General features: G+C 64.5%; 5 protein-coding genes and 1 pseudogene. All 6 read right to left on the minus strand.

Features of this window, described 5'->3' with window-relative positions:
• Positions 1-180 precede the first annotated feature (180 nt).
• The 6 genes and pseudogenes from AC5Y21_RS20275 to ftsY all read right to left on the minus strand — a co-directional run bounded on the left by AC5Y21_RS20275 (position 181) and on the right by ftsY (position 9,389).
• A pseudogene (locus AC5Y21_RS20275) lies at positions 181-3,099 on the minus strand (MMPL/RND family transporter).
• Positions 3,096-3,524 carry an MmpS family transport accessory protein gene (locus tag AC5Y21_RS20280; RefSeq protein ID WP_499914991.1) on the minus strand — a complete coding sequence of 143 codons (429 nt, stop codon included), beginning with the start codon at positions 3,522-3,524 and terminating at the stop codon, positions 3,096-3,098. Before AC5Y21_RS20280 ends, AC5Y21_RS20275 begins: the two are co-directional and overlap by 4 nt.
• A 158-nt stretch (positions 3,525-3,682) precedes the next feature.
• Positions 3,683-6,082, minus strand: coding sequence for a [protein-PII] uridylyltransferase (locus AC5Y21_RS20285; protein ID WP_499914992.1), 2,400 nt, complete (start codon positions 6,080-6,082; stop codon positions 3,683-3,685).
• Between the two features lie 48 nt (positions 6,083-6,130).
• Positions 6,131-6,469 carry a nitrogen regulatory protein P-II gene (gene glnB / locus AC5Y21_RS20290; protein WP_065144525.1) on the minus strand — a complete coding sequence of 113 codons (339 nt, stop codon included), beginning with the start codon at positions 6,467-6,469 and terminating at the stop codon, positions 6,131-6,133.
• Complete coding sequence (locus AC5Y21_RS20295; protein ID WP_499914993.1) at positions 6,469-7,920, minus strand: ammonium transporter; 1,452 nt, start codon at positions 7,918-7,920, stop codon at positions 6,469-6,471. The genes glnB and AC5Y21_RS20295 overlap by 1 nt, the downstream gene beginning before the upstream one ends.
• A 134-nt stretch (positions 7,921-8,054) precedes the next feature.
• Entirely contained in the window at positions 8,055-9,389 is a 1,335-nt protein-coding gene (gene ftsY, locus AC5Y21_RS20300; RefSeq protein ID WP_499914994.1) for a signal recognition particle-docking protein FtsY, read from the minus strand.
• Positions 9,390-9,530 lie beyond the last annotated feature (141 nt).

Raw genomic sequence — 9,530 nt, forward strand, 5'->3', positions numbered from 1 at the left:
TCGGATGCTTCTATATAGTTGGGTGTCTCGAGCAACTACACGGAGCCAGGCCCTCCATCCGAACATTTATCGGGGTGCTCCCCATGTTGGGGGCCACGAACCTAGCCATTCAGCTGCTCCGAGTCGCACGGTTGAAAGGGCGGCTGCAAGAAGTTTCTGACTAGCGAAATCGGTATCGAGTCACGGTTGAGTGCGTGTCGGCGGTGCGGAGGTCACCGCTTCGTCTTGGTCTTCAGGGTCCTCCCATAGCAGCAGTTGACGAACTGCGGGACGCGGTCCGTAGGGGCGCAGCATCTGGCTGGCGGGGCGCGGGCGCACTCGTTGCGGCCACCAGAACCATCGTCCGAGCAGCGCCGCAATGGACGGCGTCATGAACGAACGCACGAGCAGCGTGTCGAACAGCAGACCAAGCGCGATGGTGGTGCCTATCTGAGCGAGAACCCGCAAATCAGCGAACACGAAGGAGGCCATGGTGGCCGCGAACACCAGACCGGCAGATGTCACTACCGAGCCCGAGCCGGCCATGGCGCGGATAATCCCGGTCTTCAATCCGGCGCCGATTTCCTCCTTGAACCGGGATATCAGCAGCAAATTGTAGTCGGACCCCACCGCCAAGAGCAGGATGACGGCCAGCGCCAGCACGATCCAATACAACTGGATACCGAGAATGTCCTGCCAGACCAGCACGGAGAGCCCAAAGGAGGCACCCAAAGACAGCGCCACCGTGCCCACAATGACGATCGCGGCGACCAGGCTTCGGGTGATGAACATCATGATCAGCAAAATCAGGCTCAGGGCGGCGAGTCCGACGATCATCAGGTCGTACTTGGCCCCGTCTTGGATGTCTTTGTAGGTCGCCGCGGTGCCGGTGAGGTAGAAGTTGGCATCTTCCAACGGGGTGCCCTTCACGGCCTCCTCCGCCGCCTTCTTGATCGGGTCGATATGCGAGATGCCCTCGGGAGTCGCGGGATCACCCTTGTGGGAGATGATCATCTGAGCGGCCTTGCCGTCGGGCGAGAGGAACAATTTCAGGCCCCGCTTGAACTCCTCGTTGTCGAATACCTCCGGCGGCAAATAGAACGAGTCATCGTTTTTGGCTTTGTCGAAGGCTTGCCCCATCGCCGCCGGGTTATCGTTCGCGAAAGCCGACTGGTTGTTGATCCCCGAATTAGTGGCGTAGTTGGACAACGTGAGTTCCAGATTCGTCATCTGGCTGGCTATCTGCAGCGGTAGCAGCGCCACCAGTTGCGGCTGAAGCGCATCCAATTTATCCAAACTCGCCGTAATGCTTTGGAACTGTTCGCTGAGCTGGTCGATACCGTCGATTGCGTCAAAAATATTTCTGAGCGCAAAGCGGCCGGGATATCGTAGCAGTGCTTTTCCCAGTAAAAGTAGCTGCGAATCGGTCTGAAAAAGTCGTCGAAATTTGCGATCTTATTCCGCAGCTCGTTGATTGTGGCGATCGTGTCGTGAAAGCTCTGCGTTTGCTCGTGTGTAGCGGCAGCACTCTGCTGCTGCAGGGCATATTGCTGCTGCAAAATATTAATCGTCTTTCTCAGCTCGCCGGCTTGCCTGAGCAAGTCGGCCGCGCGGTCTTTCTGGAATTTGAGGTTCATCACCTGGCCGACGCTTTGCTGGCTGAGCTGAAACGGTATCGAGCTGTGGTCCAGCGGCGTGCCCAACGGCCTGGTCATAGCCTGCACTTTGGCGATACCCGGCAGGTGAAACACCGCCTTGGCCACCCGTTCCAAGATGAGCATGTCGGCGGGATTCCGCAGATCGTGGTCCGCCTCGATCATCAGCAACTCGGGATTCAACCGGGCAGTCGAAAAATGCCGCGCAGCGGCCGCGTAGCCGATATTGGCCGGGGAGCTGGCCGGCATGTAAGGGCGAGTGTCGTAACTTGTCTTAAATCCCGGCAGGGCGAGCAGACCGATAAGGGCGACCGCGATCGTCACCGCAAGAATGGGCGCAGGCCAGCGCACAATGGCCGTGCCGATGCGCCGCCAGCCCCGGGTGCTCATCTCGCGCTTGGGGTCGAACAGACTGAAATGGCGGCCGACGGCCAGCATGGCCGGCGCCAGGGTGAGCGCGGCCACCAGCGCGACAAGGATGCCAATTGCAGCGGGAATGCCCAGGCTCTGAAAATACGGAAGCCGGGTGAAGCGCAGACAAAGCACCGCGCCGGCGACGGTCAAGCCCGAGCCCAAGACAATGTGGGCGGTACCGCGATACATCGTATGGAAGGCGGTTTCCCGATCCTCTCCGGCCCCGCGCGCTTCGTGATAACGGCCGATGAAAAAAAATCGCGTAGTCCGTTCCGGCGGCGATGACCAGCAACGTGAGCAGATTCGTCGAGTACGTCGACAGCCCGATGATGCCGGAATTCGCCAGAACGGCGACAACTCCGCGGGCCGCGGTCAACTCAATCATCACCGTGAAAAGGACCAAAACCACGGTGACAGAACGGTAGAAGAAAAACAGCATCATCAGGATCACCCCGATGGTGATGAGAGTGACCTTTAGGGTTCCTTTGCTGCCCACCTCGAACTGGTCGGTGATCAGCGGTGCGGCGCCGGTGACATAGGCCTTGATCCCCGGCGGCGGCTTAGTGTGGTCCACGATGTAGCGCACCGAATCGACGGACTGGTTGGATAACGTCTCACCCTGATTGCCGCGGAGATATACCTGCACCAACGCTGCTTTGCCGTCTGCACTCTGCGAGGCCGCCGCCGTCAGCGGATCGCCCCAGAAATCCTGAATGTGCTCCACATGCTTGGTGTCTTGGGAGAGGTTATGGATCAGGGTGTCGTAGAAGCGGTGCGCGTCGGCACCGAGCGGCTTATCACTCTCCAGCACGATCATGGCCGCGCTGTCGGAGTCGAACTGCTGGAACACCTTGCCGATGCGTTTACTGGCCTGCAGCGACGGCGCATCCTTGGGGCTCAGCGACACGTTGTGTGCTTGGGCGACCTTCTCCAATTGCGGCACAAAAACATTCGTGATCGCCGCCAGGGCCAACCAGAACACCGCGATCGGCACCGAAAGCCGCAGGATCATCTGCGCTACCGAAGAGCGCGGGATGTCGTCGTTGCTCATCCGGACTTGTCCAAGCAAAAGGTGTAGGCGCTTGCTTGGTGGACGATTCTTTGGTCTTTGACCTTGCCGTCGATGATGATGCGGCAGCCCAGGGTGCTGCCGTTGCCCTGGGCTGTCAGGTTGGCGATGACCGCGGGATCCGTCGTCGTGATCTCGTACTTCCATGGCAGGGCGGCATTGTCGACTCGCTGCGGCGCAGAGTGGATGTCTTGATAGTTGATGGTCGCTACCGCCCCGGGGTTACCGAACACCTCGTAAACCACATGCTTGGGGTTGAACGGGACGATGTCATTCGAGATGCCAGACCCGGCCGACGTGGTGTGGTGCGAGCCGAACACGCCGTGCAGCCGGTAGATGCCGAACGCGGCGATCGCGAACACCGCCACAGCGACCAGCACCATCCAGCCGCGCCTGACCAATCGCATGAGTGAAAATCGTTTCACCCGTTAGCCTCTCGCTATGCGGTGATAAGACCGTGGGACCGTTTCCGCGATGTGTTCCTTTCGTGCGTGCAGCGGGGAGGGGTCGATGGAACAATACGGTACGGAACCGGACACTATCAAGAGTCTGGCGCAGCGGGTGCCTAGTCGCCCAACACGGCAAGCAGGTGTTCGTCGACCATGGCCTGCACGCCGGCGTCGGAGTCCTCGGGCAGCACCACACAGAACACATCGGCCGCCGTCGAGCCAAAGGTGTTGACCTTGGCCCAGACGATGTCGGCTCCCGCCCGCTCCAGCGCGCTGGTCAGCAAAGCGAGTAAGCCTGGCCGGTCGGTGGCTCGGACTTCGACGATCGGCTGGCCGGGCGTTGCGGTGTCGAACCACAGGATGCGCGGCGGGGCGGTCAACCGCGTCACGGGCACGCCGGCCTGCACTTCCCCGGCGCGCCCGGCCGCGGCACTGGACTCTACGTCGCGCTTCTCCAACATGCCCAGGACGTCGATGTCGCCGCCGAGGGCGCCGACGAACTGCTGACGCAGCAGGTCGGCCGCGGCCGGGGAACCGAAGTGCGGCGACACCACGAACCCGGTGATCGCGACGCCTTCAGAAACGCTGACCGACGCCGAATGCACTCCCAGGGAATTCAGCGCCAGCACAGCGGCGGCTTTGGACACCAATCCGCGCTGGTCCGGGGCGACCATCACCACGCTGTACATCCGCTCGCTGTCGCCCGGCTTGATCTCGACATGCACGCCGTGGTCGGCCGCGAGTGAAAGGTAGTGCGGCGCAGTGGGATCGGCCTGCGGCAAGGTCTCGCCTGCCATCACCATCTGGCACCGCCGTACCAGATTTTCGACCAGTGTGGCCTTCCAGTCGCTCCACACCCCGGGGCCGGTGGCTTTGGAGTCCGCCTCGGTCAGCGCGTGCAGCACCTCGAGCAGAAGCGGATCCCCGCCCAGGGCCTGCGACACGTATTCGATGGTCTGCGGATCGTTCAGGTCGCTTCTGGTGGCCACCACCGGCAGCAGCAAGTGGTAGCGCACCAGCTTGGAGACCATCTCGACGTCTGGGGGCGACATTCCCAGCCGCTCGCAGATCTGGACGGCCAAATCCGCCCCCAGCACGCTGTGGTCGACGCTGCGTCCCTTGCCGATGTCGTGCAGCAGCGCGCCCAGCGCAAGCAGATCGGCACGCGCCACGCGGGTGGCGAGCGGCGCCGCACGAACCGCGGCCTCGACCAGATGCCGGTCCACGGTCCACTTGTGCGCGACGTCGCGGGGCGGAAGGTCGCGGATCGCCGCCCACTCCGGCAACAGCTGGCCCCACAGCCCGGTGCGGTCGAGCGCCTCGATCGTCGGCACGGTGGTAGACCCGGCACTGAGCACCACCAGAAAATCGTCCAATGCCTGGCGCGGCCAGGGCGGTTCCAACGCCGGGGCGCTCGCGGCCAAGTGGTTCAGCGTGGCGGCGGCGATGGGCAATCCGCTGGAGGCCGACGCGGCAGCCACCCGCAGCACCAGACCGGGGTCGCTTTCCGGTTCGGCGTCGCGGGCGAGCACGACTTCCCCGGCGTACTCGACGACGCCCTCGGCCAGCGGCCGTCTTTTCGGCCGCCGCATCAGGGCTGACACGCCGCGCCGCGGCAACGCGTTGGTGGCGGTCCGCAGCCCGGTTTCGGCCTGGTAGCTGATGGTGCGGGCGGCATGGGACAGCATCCGCGACAGGTCGAACCTGTCACCGATATGCAGGGCCGAGCTGATCTCGTCGGCGAATTGGGCCAGCAGGACGTCGCCCCCGCGGCCGGACACCCGGTGCAGCTCGGTGCGCACGTTGAGCAGCGTCAGGTATGCATCGTCCAGCGAACCGGCCGGCGTGTCGGGGTTGTGCACAACGCGGCGGTCGACCAGCTGAGCCACCGCCAGCGCATCGAGCAGCTGGACATCGCGAAGGCCGCCGTGACCCAACTTCAGTTCGGGCTCGGCGCGGTGTGCGATCCGGAAGCAGCGCCGCCAGCGGGCCTGCGTCATGTCGACCAGTTCGTCCATCCGGGAGCGGATTCCGCTGCGCCACTGCCGCCGCACCCCGGCGATCACCTCCGTCGACAACTGCTCGTCGCCGGCGATGTGGCGGGCTTCCAGCATGCCCATGGCGGCGGTCATGTCGGAGTTGGCGGTGTTGAGCGCCTCACTGACGGTCCGCACGCTGTGGTCCAGCCGGATGTTGGCGTCCCACAGCGGGTACCACAGCTTGTCGGCGACCTCCCCCAACACGTCGGCCGGCTTGCCGTCGTGCACCAGCATCAGGTCCAGGTCCGAATACGGCAGCAGTTCCCGACGGCCCAGCCCGCCGATCCCGACGATCGCGAAGCCACTGGTATCGGTGATCCCGATGTCGGCCGCCTTGGCCGTCAGCCAGGACTCGTGCAGATCCAGTAACGCTCGCCGCAGCGCGGCCGAATCCAGCTCACGGTGTCCGTCTGACAGCAGCTCCCGTCGCGCAGCAGCCAAATCGCTTGCCGCGCAAGCACTTCCTGTTACCGTCATCCTCCAATCGAGCTGCGCCGGCCGGATCCCGGCCCGCGCGGTTCACCGTCAGAGGGCGTCGGGTCCGCGTTCGCCGGTGCGTACCCGCACAATCGTCTCGACCGGGCTGACCCAGACTTTGCCGTCGCCGATCTTGCCGGTGCGGGCCGCCCGGACGATGCTGTCCACGACCTTGTCGACGATCGAGTCGTCGACGACGACTTCGATGCGAACCTTCGGCACGAAATCGACCGAGTATTCAGCGCCCCGGTAGACCTCGGTGTGGCCCTTCTGCCGTCCGTAGCCCTGGATTTCACTGACCGTCATCCCCAAGACTCCCGCGTCTTCGAGGCTGGTCTTGACGTCGTCAAGCGTAAACGGCTTCACGATCGCGGTGATCAGCTTCATTAGCGCTCTGCCTCCACTCTCTCGTCTACTCGCTCGTGTCGGCCATTAGCGCCATCCAGGAGGCTGGTCCGGGGAGGAAGTACCGAACCGCTGGTGACGGCGAAGTCGTAAGCGGACTCGGCGTGCTCGGACTCGTCGATGCCAGTGGCCTCCTGCTCAGCACCCAGGCGCAACCCCATGGTGTATTTGAGGATCAAGGCAAGGATAAGGGTTACGACGCCCGAGTAGACAAGAACGCTGAACGCGCCGACCGCTTGGCGTTCCAGCTGGGACCAGCCGCCGCCGTACAACAACCCCTTTGAAACACCAGCCACGCCACTAATCGCCGTGCTCTCCGGAGCCGCGACCAGACCCACCATCAGGGTCCCCGCCAGGCCGCCGACCAGGTGCACCCCGACCACGTCGAGCGAGTCGTCGAACCCGAATCGGAACTTCAGTCCGACCGCCAGCGCGCACAGCACGCCGGCCACCAGGCCGATTGCCAGGGCGCCCAGCACGTTGACCGAGGAACACGACGGCGTGATGGCCACCAGGCCGGCGACGATGCCCGATGCCGCTCCCAGCGTCGTGGCCTTGCCGTCGCGGATGCGCTCGGTGAGTAGCCAGCCCAGCATGGCCGTGGCCGTCGCGATGGTGGTGGCCATGAATGTCGAGCCGGCGGCACCGTTGGAGGTGAGGGCCGAACCGGCGTTGAAGCCGTACCAGCCGAACCACAGCAAACCGGCACCGAGCATCACGAACGGCAGGTTGTGCGGCCGGAACAGCGTCGTGGGCCAGCCTTTGCGCTTACCCAGGACCAGCGCCAGCATCAGGCCGGCCACACCGGCATTGATATGGACCGCCGTTCCGCCGGCGAAGTCGATGGCATGCAGTTTGTTGTTAATCCAGCCACCATGCTCGGCCGAATACTTGTCAGCTGCGAAGACCCAGTGCGCAATCGGGAAGTAGACCAACGTCGCCCACAGTCCGGAGAACACCAGCCACGCGCTGAACTTCAGCCGGTCGGCCACCGCGCCCGAAATCAGCGCCACGGTGATGATCGCGAACATCAGCTGGAAGGCCACGAACACTGTGGCCGGCAGTGCGTCCGGCGGGCTGCCCACCAGCGCGATGTCCGTCGCAGAGGTGGGCGGTACAGCGGTCGGATCCGCGGGGACGGCATTGCCGCCGATGAGGTGCTTCAGGCCGAAGAATTGCAGCGGGTCGCCCGCGAAGTTGGCCTTGTCGTTCCCGAATGCCATCGAGTAGCCGTACAGCACCCACAGGACGGTCACCACGCCCATCGAGCTGATGCTCATCATGATCATGTTGAGCACGCTTCTGGCGCGCACCATGCCGCCGTAGAAGAACGCCAGACCAGGCGTCATCAACAGCACCAGCGCGGAGCTGGCCAACATCCAGGCGGTATCGCCTGCATTCGGCTGGCCCATTAACGGGTATGTCACTCGCATTCACCTCCGGTCGGCCCCAAAACAGTCGTCAGACACGTGCCTGATGACCTGATCCAGAACCTTGCGCAATGGTTGTTTCCGCAATACAGCCACCATGTTTCGGCGGTATTAACGAACCCGCGGAGGGCGCTGGATCAGCCCAGCAGCGCGTCTACGAAGGCGCCGGGCTCGAACGGCGCCAGATCGTCCGGCCCTTCGCCGAGCCCGACCAGCTTCACCGGCACGCCGAGTTCTTGTTGCACGCGGAATACGATGCCGCCCTTGGCCGTTCCGTCCAGCTTGGTCAGCACCGCGCCGGTGATGTCGACGACCTCGGCGAACACCCGGGCCTGCGCCAGGCCGTTTTGGCCGATGGTGGCGTCGAGCACCAACAACACCTCGTCGACGGCTGCGCGGCGGGTTACGACACGCTTGACTTTGCCGAGTTCGTCCATCAGTCCGACCTTGGTGTGCAGCCGTCCGGCGGTGTCGATGACCACGACGTCGGCACCGGCGGCGATGCCCTTGTCGACGGCGTCGAACGCCACCGATGCCGGGTCGGCGCCTTCGGCGCCACGCACCACCTCCGCGCCCACCCGGGCGGCCCAGGTTTGCAGCTGATCGGCCGCCGCGGCCCGGAAGGTGTCGGCGGCGCCCAGCACGACGCGGCGGCCGTCGGCCACCAGCACCCGCGCCAACTTGCCGACGGTGGTGGTTTTTCCGGTGCCGTTGACGCCGACGATCAGCAGCACCGAGGGATGGTCGGCGTGCGGCAGGGCCCGGATCGAGCGGTCCATGCCGGGTTGCAGCTCGTTGATCAGCACGTCGCGGAAGATGGCCCGGGCGTCGGCTTCGGTACGTACGCTGCTGCTGGCCAACCGGCTGCGCAGCTGCGACACCACCGATTCGGTGACCACCGGGCCGAGGTCGGCGACCAGCAGGGTGTCCTCGACGTCCTGCCAGGAGTCCTCGTCCAGGTCGCCGCCGCCGATCAAGCCCAGCACGCTGCGCCCGAGCGCGTTCTGCGATTTGGCCAGACGTCCGCGCAGGCGTTCCAATCGGCCTTCGGGCGGCGCGATGGCCTCGATCTCGGGCGCCTGGGGGGCTTCGGGGGCGTCGGGAGCTTCGGCTTCGGGGGCTACCGGAGTTTCCGGCGCCTCGACTTCGGGCTCGAATTCGGGCAGCAGGACGTCCGAGATCGTGCGCTTGGGCGCATCGCGCGGAATGGTCGCGTCGTCGCCGACCGCGGGCAGGCCGCTGGCATCAATTTGTTCGACTGTTTCGGTTTCGGCCTTTTCGACGGTCGGCGTCTCACTGAACGTGATGCCCGACGACGCCTTATAGCCGCCCGAGCGGTCGATCGCCTCGGCTTCCGGCCGTGCCGACAGGCTGATCCGGCGCCGACGGTAGCGCACCAGGCCCAGGACCAGCGCGGCGATGATGACCAGGGCGGCGACGACCGCGATGGCGATCCAAAGTCCTTGCGACACGCTGACGATCCTTTCAGCCGCGAGTTACCCCCCGCTCGCGGGGGTTGAGGGCTGTTTTGCACCCTGGGCGTTCGGCGTGAATCCTCGGCTTTCGGCGTGAATCCTGGGCTTTCCGCGTGAATCCTGGGTGGGAAAATTGGC

This window comes from Mycobacterium sp. NGS41, assembly GCF_059812725.1.

What these genes read in the sequence shown, in the direction of transcription:
- AC5Y21_RS20295 (WP_499914993.1), bottom strand. Translation starts at nt 7,920, where the DNA reads ATGCGAGTGACATACCCGTTAATGGGCCAGCCGAATGCAGGCGATACC.
- AC5Y21_RS20285 (WP_499914992.1), bottom strand. Translation starts at nt 6,082, where the DNA reads ATGACGGTAACAGGAAGTGCTTGCGCGGCAAGCGATTTGGCTGCTGCG.
- glnB (WP_065144525.1), bottom strand. Translation starts at nt 6,469, where the DNA reads ATGAAGCTGATCACCGCGATCGTGAAGCCGTTTACGCTTGACGACGTC.
- AC5Y21_RS20280 (WP_499914991.1), bottom strand. Translation starts at nt 3,524, where the DNA reads ATGCGATTGGTCAGGCGCGGCTGGATGGTGCTGGTCGCTGTGGCGGTG.